Origin of the sequence: Cephaloticoccus capnophilus, from assembly GCF_001580045.1 — a bacterium.
Lineage (GTDB): Bacteria > Verrucomicrobiota > Verrucomicrobiia > Opitutales > Opitutaceae > Cephaloticoccus > Cephaloticoccus capnophilus.
Genome location: NZ_LSZP01000058.1, coordinates 1 through 1569 on the forward strand (window position 1 = coordinate 1; position 1569 = coordinate 1569).

General features: G+C 57.9%; 1 protein-coding gene. It reads right to left on the minus strand.

Annotated elements, in window-relative coordinates:
* The coding region (locus AXK12_RS07260) for an ADP-ribosyltransferase-containing protein (RefSeq protein WP_197457020.1) at window positions 1-1569 on the minus strand (1569 nt) is incomplete at both ends.

The window sequence follows — 1569 nt, forward strand, 5'->3', positions numbered from 1 at the left end:
ACCGCTCGCCTCAAACACCTGTTGCTTTAACGCCGCCTTCTGCTGCTCCGCAGTCGGACGATTCACAGGCCGAAGCTGGCGGGTCGTGTCTGGATTTTGCGCATCGAAACTCCCTCGGTTGCCCGTCGCGCTCTTAATTTGCTCAGGGGAGAACGCAATGAACTCGCGAACGCCTGATTCTGCGGCGGTGTCCCAGTCGATTACTCCGTCGAAGCCGTCCTTGCGCAGTGCCTCGTAAGTCTCGCGCCAAGTCTCAAGCCCATGTTCGGTTTTGTAGCTAAGCACATTGCCCGTAAAGGGCCGCTGCATCGACAAGTAAGCGGCGATACGGCGCGGCCCATAGTCGCCCGACTGCCCCGCATCGTCAGTAAAGTAGAACCCCGGTAAGTCGTAGTCTGGCTGTCCAGCCCAACTGCGCGACTTGGTAATATCAAAGATGCTGAACTTCTCCCCCGTCGAGTGATACACCACCAAGGGCTCGCCCGTGCGCGGGTTGAGCACCTTACTCACGCTTTCGGACTTGACACGCTGCAACTGCGATAGCTTACTCCGCCCCGCAGCCTCATGAAGAGCCGATGTTGAGTCGGAGTCTAAAGACTCTGAAGCACGCGGATATGTCCTTGAGGCTGCTTCTTTTTTTACCGCTTCAACAGCGATAGTATTGTAGAATTTTAGGCCGTCCTTTAGCTCCCTAACGGTTACTACCGCTACAAACTCCCGATCAAATGCCTTAACCTTGGCGGCGAGTGTATGGTAAAGCGTGCCCTCCTGCGTCTCTTTGGGCTTATAACTATCCACAGACTCGACCAAATGGGCGGACTCCAAAACGCGAATAATGTCCAGTGTGGCATGCAGTTTCTCAGGCGCGGCACTCGTGCTAATAACCTTCCTGATTCTACTCGTTGCAAAACCCACCTCACCCAGTTCGGGATGATTGGCCTTTGCGCCGTGCTTCGCCAAATCGCGCAAGTGTGCAAGCACCGCCGCGCGCAGTTCGACAACGCTTGCACCCTTATACTTCTCTTCAAGTGCTAGCTCCACCGGCTCCATTGCATCAAGGCGCTCTTCGGCTCGCAGCCGCTGCCAGTCGCCAAACCACGATTTAAACTCCGGCGTGTGCACCTGCTCCCACTGATGCGCCGTAAGCTCGGTTTGCCCCGCGCCCTTGGCCTGCTCGTAACGCCGCCCATGAAAGGCGCGCAGCTCGAAAGTCGAAGAATCGCCGACGTGGTCAGGATTCCCCTCGGCCCCTTCGCGCGTTTGCGAGAACATCACGCCCTCCAAGTCGCCGATACCGCTGGCCCGACCGCCTGCGATTGCGCGCACTTCGTCGCCCCCGGCCCAGCCCTCTTGGCGTAGGGCCGCGACCGTTGCCATATCTAGGCCCACCGCTTCGGCCAAGGTCTGCTTAAACCCAGCGTCTAGCTTCCCCTCCGCATCCAAACGCATCAAGTGCCGCGCCGACTCGAATAACTCGCCTAAAAACGCGCGAAACTTCTCCAGCCACGCACGCACCGATTGCGGAATAGGCACATACCAGCTTTCGGACTTACCCACGAAGTACGCCTG